Source organism: Streptomyces sp. NPDC058279 (genome assembly GCF_042881255.1).
Lineage (GTDB): Bacteria > Actinomycetota > Actinomycetes > Streptomycetales > Streptomycetaceae > Streptomyces.
Genome location: NZ_JBHVYA010000016.1, coordinates 95,487 through 113,719, shown reverse-complemented (window position 1 = coordinate 113,719; position 18,233 = coordinate 95,487). Strand labels below are relative to the sequence as shown.

General features: G+C 72.5%; 18 protein-coding genes. All 18 read right to left on the bottom strand.

What is annotated here, in order from left to right:
• Window positions 1-37: 37 nt before the first annotated feature.
• Complete coding sequence (locus ACFVXJ_RS25260) at window positions 38-952, bottom strand: alpha/beta hydrolase (RefSeq protein ID WP_389664958.1); 915 nt, start codon at window positions 950-952, stop codon at window positions 38-40.
• Between the two features lie 29 nt (window positions 953-981).
• Entirely contained in the window at window positions 982-1,155 is a 174-nt protein-coding gene (locus tag ACFVXJ_RS25255) for a hypothetical protein (RefSeq protein WP_389664956.1), read from the bottom strand.
• A gap of 7 nt (window positions 1,156-1,162) precedes the next feature.
• Entirely contained in the window at window positions 1,163-1,663 is a 501-nt protein-coding gene (locus ACFVXJ_RS25250) for a nuclear transport factor 2 family protein (protein WP_389664954.1), read from the bottom strand.
• A gap of 71 nt (window positions 1,664-1,734) precedes the next feature.
• Entirely contained in the window at window positions 1,735-2,700 is a 966-nt protein-coding gene (locus tag ACFVXJ_RS25245; RefSeq protein ID WP_389664952.1) for a Gfo/Idh/MocA family protein, read from the bottom strand.
• Entirely contained in the window at window positions 2,700-4,109 is a 1,410-nt protein-coding gene (locus tag ACFVXJ_RS25240) for an NDP-hexose 2,3-dehydratase family protein (RefSeq protein ID WP_389664950.1), read from the bottom strand. The genes ACFVXJ_RS25245 and ACFVXJ_RS25240 overlap by 1 nt, the downstream gene beginning before the upstream one ends.
• Entirely contained in the window at window positions 4,106-5,410 is a 1,305-nt protein-coding gene (rfbH, locus tag ACFVXJ_RS25235; RefSeq protein ID WP_389664948.1) for a lipopolysaccharide biosynthesis protein RfbH, read from the bottom strand. Before rfbH ends, ACFVXJ_RS25240 begins: the two co-directional genes overlap by 4 nt.
• Window positions 5,407-6,417 (bottom strand): dTDP-glucose 4,6-dehydratase, encoded by a 1,011-nt coding sequence (gene rfbB / locus ACFVXJ_RS25230; protein ID WP_389664947.1) that lies wholly within the window; start codon window positions 6,415-6,417, stop codon window positions 5,407-5,409. Before rfbB ends, rfbH begins: the two co-directional genes overlap by 4 nt.
• 103 nt (window positions 6,418-6,520) lie before the next feature.
• A complete protein-coding gene (locus tag ACFVXJ_RS25225) occupies window positions 6,521-6,757 on the bottom strand; it encodes an acyl-CoA carboxylase subunit epsilon (protein WP_389664945.1) in 237 nt (78 codons plus the stop codon).
• Window positions 6,758-6,824: 67 nt separating this feature from the next.
• Window positions 6,825-8,387 carry an acyl-CoA carboxylase subunit beta gene (locus ACFVXJ_RS25220; RefSeq protein WP_389664943.1) on the bottom strand — a complete coding sequence of 521 codons (1,563 nt, stop codon included), beginning with the start codon at window positions 8,385-8,387 and terminating at the stop codon, window positions 6,825-6,827.
• Window positions 8,388-8,420: 33 nt separating this feature from the next.
• Window positions 8,421-9,371 carry an ACP S-malonyltransferase gene (locus ACFVXJ_RS25215; RefSeq protein WP_389664941.1) on the bottom strand — a complete coding sequence of 317 codons (951 nt, stop codon included), beginning with the start codon at window positions 9,369-9,371 and terminating at the stop codon, window positions 8,421-8,423.
• 12 nt (window positions 9,372-9,383) lie between these two features.
• Window positions 9,384-10,217: a 4'-phosphopantetheinyl transferase family protein gene (locus ACFVXJ_RS25210; RefSeq protein WP_389664939.1), complete on the bottom strand. Its 834-nt coding sequence runs from the start codon at window positions 10,215-10,217 to the stop codon at window positions 9,384-9,386.
• Window positions 10,214-10,591: an acyl carrier protein gene (locus ACFVXJ_RS25205; RefSeq protein WP_389664937.1), complete on the bottom strand. Its 378-nt coding sequence runs from the start codon at window positions 10,589-10,591 to the stop codon at window positions 10,214-10,216. The genes ACFVXJ_RS25210 and ACFVXJ_RS25205 overlap by 4 nt, the downstream gene beginning before the upstream one ends.
• A gap of 60 nt (window positions 10,592-10,651) precedes the next feature.
• The gene (locus tag ACFVXJ_RS25200) at window positions 10,652-11,236 is read right to left on the bottom strand and encodes an NADPH-dependent FMN reductase (protein ID WP_389664935.1); all 585 of its coding nucleotides are present in this window, start codon (window positions 11,234-11,236) and stop codon (window positions 10,652-10,654) included.
• A complete protein-coding gene (locus ACFVXJ_RS25195; protein WP_389664933.1) occupies window positions 11,136-12,692 on the bottom strand; it encodes an MFS transporter in 1,557 nt (518 codons plus the stop codon). Before ACFVXJ_RS25195 ends, ACFVXJ_RS25200 begins: the two co-directional genes overlap by 101 nt.
• 207 nt (window positions 12,693-12,899) lie before the next feature.
• Window positions 12,900-15,245: an SDR family oxidoreductase gene (locus ACFVXJ_RS25190; RefSeq protein ID WP_389664931.1), complete on the bottom strand. Its 2,346-nt coding sequence runs from the start codon at window positions 15,243-15,245 to the stop codon at window positions 12,900-12,902.
• A gap of 118 nt (window positions 15,246-15,363) precedes the next feature.
• Entirely contained in the window at window positions 15,364-15,633 is a 270-nt protein-coding gene (locus ACFVXJ_RS25185) for an acyl carrier protein (RefSeq protein WP_389664930.1), read from the bottom strand.
• Window positions 15,634-15,745: 112 nt separating this feature from the next.
• Window positions 15,746-16,963: a ketosynthase chain-length factor gene (locus ACFVXJ_RS25180; RefSeq protein WP_389664928.1), complete on the bottom strand. Its 1,218-nt coding sequence runs from the start codon at window positions 16,961-16,963 to the stop codon at window positions 15,746-15,748.
• On the bottom strand, window positions 16,960-18,228 hold the full coding sequence (locus ACFVXJ_RS25175; protein ID WP_389664926.1) for a beta-ketoacyl-[acyl-carrier-protein] synthase family protein: 1,269 nt from the start codon (window positions 18,226-18,228) through the stop codon (window positions 16,960-16,962). The genes ACFVXJ_RS25180 and ACFVXJ_RS25175 overlap by 4 nt, the downstream gene beginning before the upstream one ends.
• Between the last annotated feature and the right edge of the window lie 5 nt (window positions 18,229-18,233).

Sequence of the window (18,233 nt, the reverse complement as noted above, 5' to 3'; positions counted from 1 at the left end):
GTCAACGGGCTCCATGTCAGAGCCACGTCAACCTTGTTCACGTCTGTGTCAGGGTCTTCGGAATCCCCGGCCGCACGGCGTTCCGCGCGAGCAGGCGCTCCTCCAGGAAGGCCAGCGCCCGCAGGTGATAGGCACGGGCCGCCCAGCCGAGGCTGACGTTGTGGCCGGCGTCGGGCTGCCGGACGACCTCCGCGGGGGCCCGCGTCAACGGAGCCAGCAATTCCACCAGCGCGGCTTCGTCGGTCCTCCACCACTGCTCCTGTTCGGCGAAGGTGAAGCGGACCGGCACGCGCACCCGGGCCGCGACGGCCGGGTACATCCGCGGCCACCGGCGCGTCTCCCGCGCCTCCACGACGGGGACCGGGCGGACCAGCTCCTGGCCCAGCCGGAAGGCGTCCGGCGGGTACAGCCGCAGCGCCCCCCAGTGCCGGCGCCACTCGCCCGGCCCGCCGGCGCCGGAACCGGGGAGTCGCTCCGGCTCCACCGCGAAGTGCCGGCCGAGGCCGCAGACGTCCACGCCCAGCGGTTCTGCTTCGAGACCGTCGGCCGCGACGGACAGCGCGAGCCGGCCGCCGTTGGAGTGCGCCAGCAGGAAGAAGCCGGCGCCGGTTTCGTGTCGCCGGGCGAAGCAGGCCAGTGCCGCGCGCAACACCGCGCTCTGCCCGACGAGGTCCAACCCCTCGGGCAGGGCGGCGGCCGAGGCCCCGTACCCGGGCCGGTCCAGGGCGAGGACGGCGAAGCCGAGCTCGGCGCCGAGGGTCAGCAGTGACTGCCCGGGAAGGGCCCTGCTGTCGAAGTAGCCGGCGCTCATCCCGGCGCCGTGCAAGGCGACCACGACGGCTCGGGGCACGGGCTGCGTCGGCAGTGCCAGCAGCCCTGACAGGGGAATCCCGCCCCCGTCGAGCGTGACGGCCCGGACGCCGGGCACGGTGGGGGCGGAGGCAGCGGCCATCGGGGGATCTCCTGGAGGCGTGGGGAGGTTCAGCGGACGGGACGCACCCGGCCCCGGACGACGGCCAGTGCCCAGGCGGCCCGGCGGCGCATGAGCGCGGTCAGGGGCGGCGCCGGGTACCGGTGCGCACGGTAGAGCGTGGGCTGCAGCAGCTCGGGAAAGAGCAGCGCGGCGTAGAGCGGCTCGGCCTGCATGGCGGTCATCCGGTACTCACAGCCGGACTCCGGTCAGCTCGGGCAGCCGGTCGCCGGAGTCCCACACGACGTGGTACGCGACGTGGCTGAGCCGCCAGCCGGCCTCGGTGCGCAGGGCCCGCGCCTCGGAGTAGCCGCCTACGTCGAAGCGACCCGAGGGGCCGTCGCCGGGGTGGTGGACGTGGGCCGTCAGCTGCTGGACCCGCAGGGTGGCCCGGTCCCCCTCGACGGAGATGGCGTGGCCGGAGCCGAGGTGGTGGGTCCGCGCCCACCGTCCCCTGGCCTGCCGCTGGAAGGCGGTGAAGCCGTCGGTCCCCGAGCAGGTGCCGATGGGGAAGGTGAAGGTGGCGTCCTCTGTGAAGATCCCGCCGAACGACGTCTCGTCCCCTTCCGGCACGCCGTCCAGGTCGAGGGCGGTGAGGTAGCGGTCGAAAAGGGCCCGCAGCTCGCTGTGGTCGCGCAACAGCCGTACCTGGGCCGACAGTTCCGATATCTCGGGGTGGGTGCAAGGCAGCATCGCCGCTCCTGGTTCGAAGAATTCTGTGAGGGGATGTGGTGGGTCGGGGCCGCGGACCCGCTCGTTCGCGCTCATACGACCGACGCGCACCGTCGGATGGCGTCCAGCAGCTCCGCCTGGCGCAGGATCGCGCCGTCCGGCAGGGCTCCGGTACGAACGGCCGCGGCGAACGCGGTGACGGTGTTGAGCACTTGGTCGTCGGGGTCGAGGCGGATCTCCTCGACGCCGGTGCGACGTTCCAGGCGCACCTGGGGAGGGTGGCCGGCGGGCGGGGTGAAGGCCCGGTCGACGGTGATGCGCCCTTCGGTACCGGTGATCTCGTAGGCGGACCGGTAGCCGTGGTCGAGACCGAAGGCCAGTTGGGCGCAGCTCCCCGAGGGGGTGCGCAGCAGCGCCGTGCCCTCGGTGTCGACCGCCCGGTGAGGGCCGCGGCGGACCAGGACGGCTGCCTCGGCCTCCAGTTGCCGCCCGAGGAAGTGCAGGGCCGCCCGGACCGGGTAGACGCCGGTGTCCCACAGGGCGCCGCCGCCGAGCGCGGCGTCGTAGCGAATGTCGTCGTCGGGCAGTCGGGGCACTGTGAAGGCGGCCTGGAAGCCGCGCACCTCGCCGATCGCGCCTCCCGCCACGAGTGCGCGGACCGCGGCGTGCTGGGAGTGGTGGACGAACATCACGTTCTCCCTCAGCGCCAGCCCGGCCGCCTCCGCCAGTGCCGCCAGCCGACGGGTCGCGGTCAGGCTGGTGGTGAGCGGCTTCTCCCCGAGGACGTGTTTACCGGCGAGCAGGGCGGCCTCCACCCACCGGGCGTGCAGGGCCGCGGGCAGCGGTACGTACACCGCGTCGATGTCCGGTCGCGCCAGCAGGGCGCCGTAGCCGGTGACGGCCTCGCAGCCGAACTCGACCGCGGTCGCGCGGGCCCTGGCGCCCTCGCGGGCCGCCACCGCGACCAGTTCGGTGTCGGGGCACGCCCGCAGCGCGGGCAGCATCCGGCGGCGGGCGATGTCGGCGCAGCCCAGTACGCCGATGCGGACGGCGCCCATCAGAGGTGTACCGCCCCCGATGTCAGGAACGAGAGCAGGGTCCGGGCCTGGACGTTGAGGTAGTGGTTGTGCCGCAGGAAGCAGGTGAGCTGCCAGGGCGTGGCCCACAGGTAACCGGGCGGCGCCTGGAGCGGGGCCTCTTCCTCGTCGGCCTCCAGGATCAGGTAGCGGCTCTCCGCGTTCAGGAAGCGGCCGCCCTCCTCCGAGTGCACCGCCTCGTAGCGGATGCGGGACGGGTCGGCGCCGAGCACCAGATCGAGGAAGAGAGGACGGTCGGAGCGTGACAGATGCGAGTAGTTCGAGGGGGTGTACTGCACGGTCGGGCCGAGCTCGACGGTGTCGACGAAGCCGCCCTCGACGCGGGCGTGCACGAGCACGTGCGGCACCCCGCCGATCCTGCGGGTCAAGAACGCGGTGACGCCCAGTCCCTTCGGCTCGAACAGGGGCTGCGTCCAGCCGCCCACCTCGCGGCTGGACGCCTCCACGCCGACCGCGACGACACTGAAGTAACGGCCCTCCTCGTGGTCGATGGAGTGCTCGCCCTGCCTCCAACCCGGGAGGCCTGCGAGCGGTACCCGCTCGGCGCTCACGTCGTGGCGGGAGCGCTCGGCCGTGAACCAGGACAACAGCTCGGTGTCCGAGTACAGGGACAGCCCTTCGGCGTCCGGGAACGGGGCGCAGGACAGCACCGTGCGCGCGTCCATGTTGACCACGTTGTCACGGCCCAACAGCCGGCCGATCTGACCGAGGGTCAGCCATCGGAAGTCCTCGTGCTCGGGGACTTCGCCGACGGCCTCGACGAGCATGTTCCGGTTGCTCTTGCGGAAGAACCACGAACCGTGTTCGGACTGGAGCACGTCGGCGAGCACCCGCCCGCGGCCGGGACCGGCGAAGTACTCCAGGTAGCGGACGTCGGCACCCTTGTGGGCCTTCGTGTAGTTGCTGCGGGTGGCCTGCACGGTCGGCGAGAGCTGGAGCAGGTTGGGGTTGCCGGGCTCCATCTTCGCCTGCATCAGGAAGTGCAGGACGCCGTCGAATTCCTTGACCAGGATGCCCAGGATGCCGACCTCGGGCTGCCGGATGATCGGCTGGTGCCATGCGTGGGCGAAGCCGTCCGTTGTGGAGGTGACCCGCAGGCCCTCCACCGTGAAGAACTTGCCGCTGTGGTGTCCCAGGTTGCCCGTCACCGGGTCGAACGACCAGCCGTCGAGTTCGGCGAAGGGAATCCGCTCCACCTGGAAGCGGTGGGCCCGGCGACGCTCCTCCAGCCAGCCGGCGACGTCCTCGGTACGCAGCGCGGCGCCCTCCGGGGTGGCGGCCGACCGGGCGAAGCGGTACGGGACTTCGATGTCGAGGCGCGCCTTGAGGGCTGGTTCGACCGGGCCGGGGAAGAGGGTTCGTACGGTCACCGCCGGCCTCCCACGAATTCCTTGACGGAGGCGATGACGTAGTCGAGCATCTCGTCGGTCAGCGCCGGGTACACGCCGATCCAGAAGGTCTGGTCGGTGATGATGTCGCTGTTGGTGAGGTCGCCGACCACGCGGTGCTCCTCGCCGATGTAGGCCGGGTGCCGGGTCAGGTTGCCCGCGAACAGACGCCGCGTTCCGATCTTGCGGTCTTCGAGGAAGTCGACGAGGGCTGCCCGGGTGTAGGGCGCGCCGGGGTCCACGGTGAGGGCGAAGCCGAACCAGCTCGGGTCGCTGCGCGGGGTGGCCTCGGGCAGGATCAGGTGGGGCACGCCGTCCAGGCCCTCGCGCAGCCGGCGCCAGTTGCGGCGGCGCGCCTCGCAGAAGTCGTCGAGCTTGTCGAGCTGGGTGAGTCCGAGTGCCGCCTGGATGTCGGTGGCCTTCAGGTTGTAGCCGACGTGCGAGAAGATGTACTTGTGGTCGTAGCCCTCGGGGAGGGTGCCCATCTGGTAGTTGAAGCGCTTGAGGCACTTGTTGGTCTCGCCCGGCTCGCACCAGCAGTCCCGGCCCCAGTCGCGCAGTGATTCCACGATCCGCGCGAGCGCCAGGTTCGAGGTCAGGACGCAGCCGCCCTCGCCCATCGTCAGGTGGTGGGCCGGGTAGAAGCTGACCGTCGTCATGTCGCCGAAGGTTCCGGTGAGCTGCCCGTCGTACGTGGAGCCCACCGCGTCGCAGTTGTCCTCGATCAGGAACAGGTCGTGGTCGGCGGCGAGCCGGGCGATCTCCGCGACCTCGAAGGGGTTGCCGAGAGCGTGTGCGATCATGATGGCGCGGGTCTTGGGCCCGATCGCCTGCGCGACCCGGTCCGCCGTCGTGTTGTAGGTGCCCAGCTCGACGTCCACGAAGACCGGGACGAGCCCGTTCTGGATGATCGGGTTGACGGTGGTGGGGAAGCCCGCGGCGACCGTGATGACCTCGTCCCCCCGCTTGAGGCGCCGGTCCTCCAGCAGGTGCGAGGTGAAGGCCGTCATGGCCAGCAGGTTGGCGGAGGAACCCGAGTTGGTCAGGTGCGCCTTGCGGTGTCCCAGCTTGCGGGCGAAGCGCGACTCGAACCGGCGCGAGCTGGGTCCGGCGGCGATCCGCATCTCCAGGGCGGCCTCGACCAGCGCCGTGCGGTCGCGTTCGTCCAGTACCGCTCCGGCGGGCCAGATCTCGGTGGTGCCGGGGACGAAGGGCCGCTCGACCTGGGTGTCCTGGTGGAACTTCACGGTCTCGTCGAGGACGAGTCCCTTGTGTGTGTTCATGACGTGGTCCCTTCCCGGCCTTCCAGGCCGGAGTGGTCGCTCGGGTGCTTCACTGCCTTCCACCAGCCGGGGTTGTCCCGGTACCAGGCGACGGTGTCGGCGAGGCCCTGTTCGAAGGGGACACGCGGCGTGTACCCCAGCTCTTCGCGGATCTTGGTCCCGTCGAGGGCGTAGCGCAGGTCGTGGCCCCTGCGGTCGGCCACCCGGCGCACCGCGGACGCGTCCGCGCCGCACAGTGCGAGCAGCCGCTCGGTGATGTGCCGGTTGGTGTGCTCGCTGCCGCCGCCGATGTTGTAGACCTCGCCCGGCCGGCCTCCGGCCAGGACGAGGGCGATCGCCCTGCAGTGGTCGTCGACGTGCAGCCACTCCCGGACGTTGCGGCCGTCGCCGTACAGCGGGACCTGGAGGCCTTCGAGCAGGTTGGTGACGAAGAGCGGGATCAGCTTCTCGGGGTGCTGGTGGGGCCCGTAGTTGTTCGAGCAGCGGGTGATCGACACGTCGAGCCCGTGCGTCTTCCAGTACGAGCGCGCGATGAGGTCGGAGGCCGCCTTCGAGGCGGCGTACGGGGAGTTGGGCAGAAGTGGCCACTCCTCCGTCCAGGAACCTTCGGCGATGGACCCGTAGACCTCGTCGGTGGAGACGTGCACGACCCGGCCGACGCCGGTGGCCAGACAGGCATCCAACAGGGTCTGGGTGCCCGCGACGTTGGTGTGGACGAACTCGGCCGCGGAGCGTACGGACCGGTCGACGTGCGACTCGGCCGCGAAGTGCACGACCGCGTCGTGGCCGGGGAGCAGCTCCAGCAGCAACGGCCCGTCGCAGATGTCGCCCCGGACGAAGTCCAGGCGGGGGTGTGCGGCCGGCAGGTTCTCCCGGTTGCCCGCGTAGGTGAGCTTGTCGAGGACGGTGACCCGGGTCTGCCCGTGGCCGGCGTAACCGCCGTCGAGCAGGGTCCGTACGAAGTGCGAGCCGATGAACCCGGCCCCACCGGTGACGAGCAGTCTCATGCCGCCACCTCGGTGCGCGTCCGCTCGGGGACGAGGCGTGTCATGGATGTCTCCTTGCAAGGAATGGGGAGGGGAAGAAGGGGTTGCGAAGGGGCGCTGACACTCAGGCCGACGGGGCGGGCGCGGAGTGGTCGCGCCAGGTGCGGGGGCCGAGGAAGCCGCGCGTCCGCTCGGGCCGGTACCAGCTCGCCCGGGCCGGTCCGCCGCCCGCCGTACCGCCGTGCTCTCCCTCGTAGGCCGCCGCCCGTGCCAGCACGACGGCGGTCAGGGCCGCCAGTTCCTCGGCGTCGGGCCGGCCCTTCACCACCCGGATCAGGTGGCCGGAGTCGTTCGTTTCCACGGGCTGCTCCTCGTCTCGTGACGTCGCTGCGGCCCCGGGACCGGGTGCCGCGGGGCCGCGCGTCCGCTCACTGCGGCGGGTTGCCGTGCTTGCGGACGGGCAGGTCGGAGTGCTTGGCGCGCAGCATGTCCAGCGAGCGGATCAGCACCGAGCGGGTGTCCCGCGGGTCGATCACGTCGTCGATCAGGCCGCGTTCGGCCGCGTAGTACGGGTGCATCAGCTCCTGCTTGTACTCCGCGATTCGCTGCGCACGGACGGCCTCGGGGTCGTCAGCCGCGCTGATCTCGCGCCGGAAGACGACGTTCGCCGCGCCCTCCGCCCCCATCACCGCGATCTCGTTGGTGGGCCAGGCCAGTGCCAGGTCCGCGCCGATCGAGCGGGAGTCCATGACGATGTAGGCACCGCCGTACGCCTTGCGCAGCACGAGCGAGATCCGGGGCACGGTCGCGTTGCAGTACGCGTACAGCAGCTTCGCGCCTCGCCGGATGATGCCGTTGTGCTCCTGGTCGACGCCCGGCAGGAAACCGGGGACGTCGACCAGCGTCACGAGGGGGATGTTGAAGGCGTCGCAGAACTGGACGAACCGCGCCCCCTTCTCGGAGGCCTCGATGTCCAGTACGCCCGCCAGCGCCGCGGGATTGTTCGCGACGATGCCGACGACGTGCCCGTCCAGTCGGGCCAGCGAGCAGACGAGGTTCGGCGCCCATGCGGGGTGCACCTCGAAGTGGGCGCCGTCGTCGACGACCTCCTCGATCACCTTGCGGATGTCGTACGCCTGCCCGGGCTGGGCCGGCACCAGGTCGAGGAGGACATCGTTGGGACGGTCCGCCGGATCGCCGGAGTGCTCTACGGGGGCCAGCTGCCGGTTGTTGGAGGGCAACAGCCCCAGCAGGTAGCGGACCTCGGCGATGCAGGTCTCCTCGTCGTCGTACGCGAAGTGCGCGACGCCGGAGGTCTGCGCGTGCACGTCCGCTCCGCCGAGGCCGTTCTGGCTGATCTCCTCGCCGGTGACCGCCTTGACGACGTCGGGTCCGGTGATGAACATCTGGGAGGTCTCGCGGACCATGAACACGAAGTCCGTGAGCGCCGGGGAGTACGCGGCCCCGCCGGCGCAGGGGCCGAGCATCACGGAGATCTGCGGGATGACGCCCGAGGCCTTGGTGTTGCGCCGGAATATCCCGCCGTAGCCGGCCAGCGCCGAGACCCCCTCCTGGATGCGGGCGCCGGCCCCGTCGTTCAGCGAGACCAGCGGGGCTCCGGCGGACTCGGCCATGTCCATGATCTTGTGGATCTTCTCGGCGTGGGCTTCGCCCAGCGCACCGCCGAAGATCCGGAAGTCGTGCGCGTAGACGAAGACGGTGCGGCCCTCCACGGTGCCCCAACCGGTCACGACGCCGTCGCTGTAGGGGCGCTTCGCCTCCAGGCCGAAACCGACGGCCCGGTGCCGGCGCAGCGGTTCCACCTCCGTGAACGAGCCCTTGTCCAGCAGCAGCGAGATCCGCTCGTGGGCGGTCAGCTTGCCCTTGGCGTGCTGGCGCCCGGTGGCACCCTCGTCGCCGCTGCGTGCGGACTCCTTGATCCCGTTGAGCTCTTCGATCCGGGACCGGATCGTGTCGTCCGCCATGGGCATTGTCCTCTCCCCACCCTTCCTGTCGGTCGACGGTCAGACTGTGGTGTCGGTGAGCGCGTCCACGGCCGCGGCCAGCCGCGCCGCCGTGTGCGTCGTGTGGACCCGGGCCCGCGGCAGGATGCGCCGGACCAGGCCGCTGAGCACCTGGCCGGGTCCCACCTCCACGAACCGGTCGGCGCCCGAGGCCGCGAGGGTCTCGACGGTTTCGGTCCATCGCACCCGGCTGGTGAGCTGGCCGCGCAGGGAGACGACCGCCTCCTCCGCCGTCGTCACCCGCCCGCCGGTGACGCCGGAGACCAGTGGTACGGCCGGGTCGCGGAACTCGGTGGCGATCAGGGTCTCGGTGAACTCCGCCTCGACATCGCGCAACAGGCTGGAGTGGAACGGGCCGCCGGTGCGCAGCCGCCGCACCCGCGCCCCGGCCGCCCGGGCGGACGCGATGAGGTGGTCGACCGCGACGGCCTCTCCGGAGACCACCGTCTGGCGGGGCTCGTTCTCCCCGGCCACCTCCACGACCCGGCCCGTGGCCGCCCGGGCCTCGGCGCACATCCGCGCCAGGTCGGTGCGGCGCAGGCCGATGACGGCCGCGGTGGCGCTGCCCACCCGGTCGCCGACGGTGGCCACGAGTTCGCCGCGCAGCCGGACCAGCCACAGCGCTTCGCTCCACTCCAGGACGCCAGCGGCGACCAGCGCCGCGTACTCGCCCAGGCTGTGCCCGGCGACCACGTCGGGTTCGAGGCCCTCGCCGCGCAGCACTTCCAGCGCGACCAGGCTCGTCAGGAACACGGCGGGCTGCGCCACCGCGGGGTCCTCCAGGTCCCGGGCTGAGCCCTCCCGGCACAGCCGGCCGAGGGGGATGCCGAGGAGGTCGTCGGCGGCTCGGAGGTAGGTGTCGGCGAGGTCCGGTCGCAGGGCGAGCAGTTCCTTGCCCATGCCGGCGCATTCGGAGCCCTGGCCCGGGAAGACGAAGGCGGTGTGGATCATCCGGTCACGTCCTTACTTGCGGTCGGCTGGGGCGTACTGTGCGGCCGGCCACGGGGAGGCACCGCACGCGGAACCCCCGGCCGCGAGCCAGGTGTCGGGCACCCACCGGACGTCGACCACTTCGGGAGGGGTCCCGGCCACGGCGACGGCGGCGGCATGTCCGGAGTCGGCGGGAACGCCGACCATGGTCCAGCCGTCCGGGTGGCGGTCGTGGTCGGTGCCGAGGTAGTCCTCGGCGGGTGAGCGGCTCAACCCTGTCCCGAGCCCCTTGAGGAACGCTTCCTTTCGCGTCCAGATCCGGCCGAAGAGCTGCCGGCGCTCGTCACCTGCCTCGGTTTCGGCGATCTCCGACTGCTCGTCCGGGTGCAGCGCCTTCGAGCAGATGTCGACGGTTTCGACCCCCGGCAGCTTCTCCACGTCGACGCCGAGGGGTCGGGTACCGACCCCGACGAGCGCGACTCCCCCGCTGTGCGAGAGGGAGTAGTGCAGCGGAGGCGGCGGCGGTGACAGGGCGGGGCGGCCGTGCGCCTCACCGCAGCCGGGGCAGGGCTCGCGCATGAAGCGGACGTCCTGCGGCAGGGTGGCGGTGTAACGGCCGAGCAGCCGGCGCACGGCGACGTGAGCCGCGGCGTAGAGCATGCCGTCGGACTGGCGGATGAACGCGTCGGTCTTCCTGCGCTCGTCGTCGTCCAACTCCCCGATCGCCAGGGCATCGGCCGCCGCGCCGGTGGGACGGCGCACCAGCCACAGGTCGATCCGGTCCGCGGACAGGGTGAAGTCGCAGTCGGGCAGGTCCAGGTGGTGCACCGCCGGGCGGGCGGCGGACAGCAGGGTGGTCGTCGTCATGCCGGCACCGGGGCCCCGTGCAGGTGGGCGTCCGGGCCGAACTGTCCGACGAGGCAGTCGATGAGCTCCTGCGCGCTGTTCGCCAGCAGGAGGCGCTGGAGGTTGAGGTCGACGCCCAGCACCGACTCCATCCGGTACTGCAGTTCGATTCCGGAGATCGATCCGATCCCGAGGCAGCCCATCGGACGGCCCGTCGTGTCGACGTACTGCGGTGCGATCCCGAGGATGCGGCCCAACTCCTCGCGGACGTACTGCTCCAGCATGCGGGCCCGCTCACGCCGCCCTACGGAGTTCAGCACGGTGACGTCCGGCGGGGAGATGCGGACCTGGCCGGTATCCGTCTCGTACGTATGTGACATGTGCAGTGTGGTCATGTTGTTCTCCAGGTCGGGGCGGACGGGTGCCCCCGTCCGCCCGTCGAGGTGAAGTGGGGGTCAGGCCTGGTACGGGGTCTTCTCACGGCCCTCGCGCAGGACGGTTCCCCACCAGGCGAGCTGGTCGAGCAGCACCTTCGCGGCGCCCTCGGGCCCTTCGGCGTCCTTGGGGAGGCCGTCCTCGCCGAAGTGCTCCCACGCCGAGTGGAAGCTGACGACGTCGCGGACGGTGACCGCGTGCAGTTCGGCGAAGACCGGCCGCAGGTGCTCCACCGCCCGCAGGCCGCCGGCCAGGCCGCCGTAGGAGACGAAGCCGACCGGCTTGGCGCGCCACTGGGTGTAGTGCCAGTCGATGAGGTGCTTGAGCGAGGCCGGGTAACTGTGGTTGTACTCCGGGGTGACGACCACGTACGCGTCGGCCCGCTCCAGCCGGGGCGAGACGGAGGCGAGTGCCTCGGCGGTCTCCGGGGAGGGGTTGAAGGACAGGGCGGCCGGCAGGTCGTGCTCGGTCAGGTCGATCACGTCGACCTCCAGGTCCGCCCGCTCACGGGCCTGCGCGGCGATCCATTGGCCGGGCACCGGGCCGAAGCGGCCCTCGCGGACGCTGCTGATGATGACGGCCAGTCGCAGAGGCACGTTGGACATGGGACTTCCTTTCAGAGGTGGGTGTGCGGGAACTTCGGGGCAGGCCCTCGCGGGCCCGCCGGACGGACGGGCGTCGGGGCTCCGACGCCCGCCCCAGGCCCGTCAGCGCGACGACGGCGCCCGCCAGGCCGACTGCCGTCACCAACCACAGGGCGTGATCGGTGCCGGCGGTGTACAGGGCGGAGACGAGGACCGTCGTGAGGGCCGCGCCGAGTTGGACGCAGGTCTGGTAGAACGCGCCGGCCTCCGCCTGCCGGTGCGCGGGAACGCCCGCCGTGGCCTGGAGGTGCAGCGCGGTGAAGGCGAGCACGAAGGCGGCGCCGACGCACCCCGTGGCGGGGAGCAGGTCGGTGTAGGCCACCTCGGTCGCGGGGCCGCGGGGGTACAGGGCGTAGCCCAGCGGGGCGGCGGCCGCGCCCGCCGCCACCGCCCGCGCCGGTCCGAGGCGGACGGCGATCCGCCCGGAGCGCAGCGCGAGCAGCGCGAGCGGCGCCCCTGCCGGGAGGAAGGCGAGGGCCGTCTCCCAAGGGGTCCACCCGGCCCGCTGGAGCTGCAGGGTCACCACGAACAGGAAGGCCACGTACGAGCCGTTGAGCGCGGCGGCGCCCACCGCGGAGCGCACCAGGGGCGCGTGCCGCAGCAGCCCGGGCGGAACCAGCGGCCGGCCGGCCGTCCGCTCGGCCCGCACGAAGCCGGCGCCGAGCAGCAGGGCCCCGGCGAACGCGGCGGACGCGCGCCCCGGCTGCCGCCCGGGCCCGGCCGCCTCCGAGACGGCGTACACGAGCAGCAGCACCGTGCCGGTCAGCGCGGCGCCGCCGGCCGCGGCGCGCCGGGTGTGCACCGCGCGGGTCCGCACGGCGGGGACGTCGCGCGGGACCAGCCGGAGTCCTGCGGCCAGCAGCAGGAGGGCGACCGGGGCGGGGAAGGCGAAGGTCCAGCGCCAGCCGACTTCGGTGAGCAGGCCCGACAGCAGCAGTCCCGCGCAGAAGCCGGCGGCGCCGAAGAAGGAGTACAGCGATACCGCCCGGCGCCGGGCGGCGCCCTCCGGGACGGCGGAAACGATGATGGCGAGTCCGGTGGGCGCGGTCAGCGCGACGCAGAAACCCTTCACCACCCGGGTGGCGATCAGCAACCCCGGACCGTCCGCCAGCGCACCCGCCAGCGAAGCGCCGGCGAAGACGAGGAGCGCGGCGAGGTAGACGGGGCGGCGGCCGAGTCGTTCGACCAGCCGGCCGCCGAGCAGCAGGAGGCCGCCGAAGCCGGCGGCGAACCCGCTGACGACCCATTGGAGCCGGGGCTCGGACAGCGCCAGATCGCTGCCGACGGCCGGCAGCGCCACCAGTGTCGCGGACACTTCCAGGGCGTCGACCAGCATGTTCGCGGCGAGTACGCAGACCAGGGCCCAGCGGGCCGCGGACCGGGGGGCGTCTGCCGGGGAGTTCGTCGAGGACTGCATGCTCGCGTTTCGCCAGAGGATCGGTGTCGTCGGAATTCGGTGCCGGAAGGGGCGGGTGGTGGTGGGAAGGGACGGGCCGGCCGGGGAGGCTCCCCGGCCGGCCCGCCCGTCGCCGGCGTGGCGTGGGTGGGCGCCGGCGGTCTCGGGTGGGGGCCGTCTCGGGTGGGGGTCGTCTCGGTTGGGGGTCGTCTCGGTTGGGGGCGGCGGTCAGCCGAGCAGCGTGCCGCCGGTGGCGTCGACGAAGGAGCCGGTGATCCAGCGGGCCTCGTCGGTGGCGAGGAAGGCGACCACGTCGGCGACGTCCTCCGGCTCGCCGACCCTGTTGAACGCCGACAGCGCCGCCATCTGCTCGACGGCCTCCGGGATGTCGAAGACCGGGTTGCCGTTGCGGGTGATGCCGGGAGCCACCGAGTTGATGGTGATGTTCCGCGGCCCCAGGGCCTTCGCGAAGTGCAGTGCGAGCTGTTCGAGCGCGCCCTTGCTCATCGCGTACGCGATCTCGTCCGGGTTCGCGAAGCGGGTCAGGCCGGAGGAGATGTTGATGATCCGGCCGCCGTCGGGCATGTTCCGCAGCGCCCGCCGGATCAGGAAGAACGGCGCCTTGGCGTTGACCGCGAAGATCCGGTCGAAGTGCTCCGGGGTGATGTCTTGGGCGCCGACCCCGCCCATCACCCCGGCGTTGTTCACCAGGATGTTCAGGTCGGTGCTGCCCGTGCGCTCCAGCAGCCCCTCCTCCAGGGCCGCGAAGAGGCCGTCCACGTCGTCGTCGACGCCCAGTTCGGCCCGTACGGCGAAGGCCCGGCCGCCGTCCCGCTCGACCGAGACGACGACCTCTTGGGCGGCGGCCTCGTCGCTGCTGTAGTGGACCGCGACGAGCGCGCCCTCCTCCGCGAGCCGCCGAGCGGCCGCCCGGCCCATGCCCCGGCTCGATCCCGTGACCAGCGCGGTGCGGCCGGTGAGCCGCTCGCCACCGCCCTGGCGCCGGACGGGGCCGGCCGCCGCCGGGGTCACGGCCGTCGGCGCCGCCGCCTCCGACGCCGGGCGGAGTCCGGCACGGGCCCCGTCCGGTTCCTCCTGCGGGCCGAACCAGCGGACCAGTGCCCCGGTGAGGCCGGGTGCGTCCGGACCGTCGACCCAGACCACGTGGCCGTCGGGCCGTACCAGGACCGCGCCGATGGCGTCCGCGCCGTCCCCGGCCACCGAGACCGCGTCCAGGGTGCCGATCCGGTCCGCCCAGGGTTCGGCCAGGGCCGCCAGCTCCGCACGGCGGGCCTCGGACCCGGGCGGCAGCAGCAGGAAGCCCTTCCCCCGGCGCAGGAGCCGGAACGTGGTGGTGCGGCCTTCGCCGGTGGTGACCTCCCAGTCCGGCAGCCGCAGACCCAGCAGTGGGGAGCTGCCGGCGCCCACGTCGTGCCGTACCGACAGGCCGGAGATGCTCCCGGCCAGATGGGTGCGTACGTTCGCGCTGGTGGTCAATTCGGCGAACACCTCACGGATCGCCTCGACTTCGGCGCCGCCGAGCAGCAGCAGCGCTTGGGTCCGGATGTTGCTCTGGACCCCCTGACCGACCGCGTGCCGTTCGTCGTGGTAGCTGTCGAGCAGGGCCTCCGAGGCTCTCCCCGCGACCGTCGCGGCGAGCTTCCAGCCGAGGTTGAAGGCGTCCTGCAGCCCGAGGTTGAGTGCTTGACCGCCGATCGGCATCTGCTGGTGTGCCGCGTCGCCGGCGAGCAGCAGCGGACCGCGGCGGTACCGGGCGGCCTGTCGGGAGGCGTCGCCGAAGGAGTTCACCCACAGCGGGGTGCCGCCGCCGATGTCCTCACCGGTGATGCGCTTCCACGTGTCGGCGACCTCCTCGAAGGAGGGCCGCCCGTCGCGGGGCCGCGCCCCGAACTCGTGGACCATCACCCGGGTCACCCCGTCGGGGCGACGGGCGGCGATGACCAGGCCGTCGTCGAGGCGCTCGAAGCGGCGGGCGGGGATGTCGATGCCGGCGACGTCGGCGCGCAGGAGTTCACGGCCGGCTTCGGTGCCGGGGAACTCGAAGCCGCCCAGCCGGCGTACGGCGCTGTGCTCGCCGTCGCAGCCGACGACGTACCGGGCCCGGAGGGCCGGCTCCGTGCCGTCCTCGGTGCGCGCGGCGGCCACCACGCCGTCGCCCGTCACCGTCAGGGCGGTCAGCTCGTGGCCGCGGCGGATGTCCGCGCCGAGGTCGGCCGCCCATTCCCCGAGAATTTCCTCGAGGCGGGTCTGCGCGACCTTCCACTGGCCGGGGTAGGGGCCGGGAAGGGCGAGGTCGAGCGGGATGCCCGCGAAGTGGCCGGTGCGCTCGCGCGGTACTTCGCCGAGCCGGTCCAGCAGGCCGCGGCTGTCGAGGATCTCCATGGTCCGGGCGTGCAGCGTGGACGCCCGCGATTCGGAGGTGGGAGCGGTCAGCTTTTCGAGGACCACCACGTCCGCGCCCGCCAGCCGGAGTTCTCCGGCGAGCAGCAGACCGACAGGGCCCGCGCCGACCACGATCACCTGGGTCTCGGTGAAGTCCTGATCGATTGCCATGGGCGTACTCCCTTTCTGTGGGCAGGGGTGGCGGGGAGGGGAGCGGCGGCCCGACGGGCCGGCCTCCGCGCACGTTCCGTGTGCGGAGGGCCGCCGTCGTGCCGGGTGCCGGATCCCGTCAGACTCCGACGGTTTCCTTGAGGCTCTCGTTGATGGCCGCGACCAGGGACCGCGGCGTGCTGTTGTCGACGAAGACGTCGTCGTCCAGCGTGATGCCGAACTCGCGCTCGATCCGGCCGCCGGTTTCCAGCAGCGCCAGCGACTCGTAGCCCAGGGACTCGAAGTCGGTGTCGAGGATGTCGCCGTCGAGGTCGACGCCCTCGTCGGCTCCCGCGCCCTCCAGGAGGATGCGCTTGAGGTCGTCAATGGTGAATTCCTGCTTGGACAAGGTGAATCCCTTCTTCGGTCTGCCCGCAGCGGTGGAAATCCGGTTGCGGGGCATAAAAAGCACCCGCCGCTGTCAGATGAGGTGACAGCGACGGGCGCCGGCTCAGGGGCGGTCAGTCGACGGCTCGTACGATGACCGCGGAGTTGAAACCGCCGCGACCGCGGGCCAGGACGAGGGCGGTGCGGACCGAGGCGGTCCGCGGGCGCACGGCCACCAGGTCGAGGTGGTAGGCGGGCGACAGTTCCACGTTCGTGGTCGGCGGAATGAGGCCCTCACTCATGGCGAGGACCGCCGAGACCACGTCCACGGTCGCGGCGCCCGCGCCGAGCCGGCCGGTCATCGTCTTGGGCGCGGTGACCGGGACCCCCCGCGGGCCGAAGACCGAGGTGATGGCCTCTGCCTCCTCCCGGTCGAGGCGCTTGGTGCCGGCGGCGTCCGCGAAGACCACATCGACCTCGGCCGGGTGGCAGCCGGCGTCCGTGAGCGCCGCGTCGATGGCGCGGCGCAGGCCCGGCTCGCGCCCGCTTCCCGGCTTGGGGTCGAGCGTCGCCCCGTAGCCCGCGATCTCGCCGTACACCGTCCGCGCGCCGCGGGCCAGGGCGCTCTCCTCGTCCTCCAGGATGAGCAGCGCGCCGCCCTCGCCGGGTACGTAGCCGGCTGCGGCCTCGTCGAAGGGCAGGTAGGCGCGCTCGGGCTCGTCGCTCTGCGACATCAGCCCGTCGGACAGGCGTGCCGCCCAGCCCCAGGAACAGATGGAGGCGTCGAATCCGCCGGTGGCCATCAGCCTGCTGCCCTTGCGGATCTGGCGCCGGGCGTGGGCGAGGGCGTCGAGGCCGCCCGCCTGATCGCTGACGACGGCTCCGGTGGGGCCGCGCAGGTCGTTGCGGATGGACAGCTGCCCGTTGTTGACGGCGTAGAACCAGGCGAAGGACTGGTACGCGCTGACGTGGTTGGCGCCCTGGCTCCAGAGTTTGCGGAGCTCGTTCTCGCCGAACTCGAAGCCGCCGGAGCCCGCGGCGGTGACCACCCCCGCGTCGTACGCGTCGAGGTCCCCCGGTGCGACGCCGGCGTCGGCGAACGCGCGGTCCCCGGCGACCAGGGCGAGCTGCGTCATCCGGTCGGTCTGCGGCACGAGCCGCCCCGGCAGGTGCTCCTTGGCGTCGAAGCCGTGGATCTCCCCCGCCAGGCGCGACGGGTAGGAAGAGGCGTCGAAGCGGGTGACGGGCCCGATGGCGTTCTTGCCGACACGGGTCGCGGCCCAGAATTCCTCCGCCCCCATGCCGGTGGGGGCGGCCACACCGATGCCGGTGACCAGGGTCCTGGCGCTCATGCGGTCCTCCTGTCGGGACGGGCCAGCACCATCGCGCTCTGGAACCCGCCGAATCCGCTGCCGACGGTCAGGACGGCATCGGTGCGGTGTTCCCGCGCGACGAGCGGGACGTAGTCGAGGTCGCACTCCGGGTCGGGGGTGTGCAGGTTGGCGGTCGGCGGCACCACGTGGTGCTCCATCGCCAGCAGCGAGGCGGCGATCTCCATCGACCCGACGGAGCCAAGGGAGTGCCCGATCATGGACTTGACGGAGCTGATCGGGGTCCGGTAGGCGTGCGGGCCGAGGGCGAGCTTGTACGCGGCCGTCTCGTGCAGGTCGTTCAGCTTGGTACCCGAGCCGTGCGCGTTGACGTAGTCGAGGTCCTCGGGGTTCAGCCGGGCCTCGTCCAGCGCGACCGTGATGGCCTCGGCCAGCTCCCGGCCGTCGGGGCGCAGCCCCGTCATGTGGAAGGCGTTGGAGCGGGAGGCGTAGCCGGCGAGTTCCGCGTAGACGTGCGCGCCGCGTTTGCGGGCGCTCTCCAGCTCCTCCAGGACGAACGCCGCCGCGCCCTCGCCGAGGACGAAGCCCTTGCGGGAGGCGTCGAAGGGGCGCGAGGCGGTCTCCGGCTCGTCGTTGCGCGAGGTCGTCGCCCTGATCGCGTCGAAGCAGGCCAGGGTGATCGGGGTGATCGGGGCGTCGGCGGCGCCGGTGACCATGATGTCGGCGCTGCCCTCCCGGATCAGGTCGGCGGCGTGCGCGACCGAATCGATGCCGGAGGTGCAGCCGGTGGAGACCACCGTGGCCGGGCCTTCCGCGCCGACGGCCCAGGCCACCTCGGTGGCGAACGAGCTGGGCACGTAGTAGTCGTGCAGGTGTGGCGAGGCGTGGGTGTGGTCGACCGCGGCGAGCCGGCCGTCGTCGCTGACCACGCGGTACTCGCTGTCCAGCCCGGTGGTCGCGCCCACGGCGGTGCCGAAGCTGACCCCGGCGCGGTGCGCGTCGAACGCGGCGGCGTCGAGGCCGCTGTCGGCGAGCGCCTCGCGGGCCGACACCACGCCGAACTGGACGGCACGGTCCATGCGGCGGATCTCCCGGGGCGTCAGCCCGTGCCGCAGCGGGTCGAAGTCCGCCTCGGCGGCGACGCGGGAGCGGAACGCGGACGGGTCGAACAGGGTGATCCCCCGGGTCGCCGTGCGTCCTTCGCTCAGGAGACTCCAGAAGGCCGGGGTGCCGGTGCCCCCCGGCGCCACCACGCCGATCCCTGTGATCACTACCCGGCGGGCCACGAGCG

Bases quoted from the DNA above. Each gene is read 5' to 3' on its own strand.
- ACFVXJ_RS25260 (WP_389664958.1), bottom strand. From the start codon at position 952: ATGGCCGCTGCCTCCGCCCCCACCGTGCCCGGCGTCCGGGCCGTCACG.
- ACFVXJ_RS25255 (WP_389664956.1), bottom strand. From the start codon at position 1,155: ATGACCGCCATGCAGGCCGAGCCGCTCTACGCCGCGCTGCTCTTTCCC.
- ACFVXJ_RS25250 (WP_389664954.1), bottom strand. From the start codon at position 1,663: ATGCTGCCTTGCACCCACCCCGAGATATCGGAACTGTCGGCCCAGGTA.
- ACFVXJ_RS25245 (WP_389664952.1), bottom strand. From the start codon at position 2,700: ATGGGCGCCGTCCGCATCGGCGTACTGGGCTGCGCCGACATCGCCCGC.
- rfbH (WP_389664948.1), bottom strand. From the start codon at position 5,410: ATGAACACACACAAGGGACTCGTCCTCGACGAGACCGTGAAGTTCCAC.
- rfbB (WP_389664947.1), bottom strand. From the start codon at position 6,417: ATGAGACTGCTCGTCACCGGTGGGGCCGGGTTCATCGGCTCGCACTTC.
- ACFVXJ_RS25220 (WP_389664943.1), bottom strand. From the start codon at position 8,387: ATGCCCATGGCGGACGACACGATCCGGTCCCGGATCGAAGAGCTCAAC.
- ACFVXJ_RS25215 (WP_389664941.1), bottom strand. From the start codon at position 9,371: ATGATCCACACCGCCTTCGTCTTCCCGGGCCAGGGCTCCGAATGCGCC.
- ACFVXJ_RS25210 (WP_389664939.1), bottom strand. From the start codon at position 10,217: ATGACGACGACCACCCTGCTGTCCGCCGCCCGCCCGGCGGTGCACCAC.
- ACFVXJ_RS25205 (WP_389664937.1), bottom strand. From the start codon at position 10,591: ATGACCACACTGCACATGTCACATACGTACGAGACGGATACCGGCCAG.
- ACFVXJ_RS25200 (WP_389664935.1), bottom strand. From the start codon at position 11,236: ATGTCCAACGTGCCTCTGCGACTGGCCGTCATCATCAGCAGCGTCCGC.
- ACFVXJ_RS25195 (WP_389664933.1), bottom strand. From the start codon at position 12,692: ATGCAGTCCTCGACGAACTCCCCGGCAGACGCCCCCCGGTCCGCGGCC.
- ACFVXJ_RS25190 (WP_389664931.1), bottom strand. From the start codon at position 15,245: ATGGCAATCGATCAGGACTTCACCGAGACCCAGGTGATCGTGGTCGGC.
- ACFVXJ_RS25180 (WP_389664928.1), bottom strand. From the start codon at position 16,963: ATGAGCGCCAGGACCCTGGTCACCGGCATCGGTGTGGCCGCCCCCACC.